Origin of the sequence: Komagataeibacter melaceti (assembly GCF_003403295.1) — a bacterium.
In the GTDB taxonomy this organism is placed as follows: Bacteria; Pseudomonadota; Alphaproteobacteria; order Acetobacterales; family Acetobacteraceae; genus Komagataeibacter; species Komagataeibacter melaceti.
On record NZ_QUWV01000159.1, the window covers coordinates 1 to 438 of the forward strand.

The window sequence follows — 438 nt, forward strand, 5'->3', positions numbered from 1 at the left end:
CGATCGTCATCATCGTCTCCGAGGCGGCCTGGAACAGCAGGGCGTAGAGAACGGCCTTGTTCTGGAGCGCGATGTCGGCGATCCGCGCCGGCAAGGTGAAGACGACATGGAAATACCCGACCGGCAGCAGATCGGCCTCGCGTTCGGCCAGCCATGTCCGTGCGGCGTTCCCCTGGCAGCGCGGACAATGGCGGTTGCGACAACTGTTATAGGCAATGCGCCAGTGTCCGCAGTCCCCACAGGCCGCGACATGGCCACCAAGGGCTGCGGTGCGACAATGTTCGATCGCCGACATGACCTTGAGCTGCTGCAGGGGGAGACGGCCGATATGGGCTGCCCGCCAGGCAGGACCGGCAGCCCGGAAGATGTCCCCCAGTGCGAGCGAGGCGGACATGACCGCCCCTGCTCCGGGATCAGCCGTCGGGCCTTGCCTGCGCC

1 protein-coding gene is annotated in these 438 nt (G+C 66.7%); it reads right to left on the reverse strand.

Translation table 11 applies throughout. From position 1 onward, the window contains the following. The coding region (locus DY926_RS14950) for an IS91 family transposase (RefSeq protein ID WP_186336195.1) at positions 1–394 on the reverse strand (394 nt) is incomplete at its 3' end. Between the last annotated feature and the right edge of the window lie 44 nt (positions 395–438).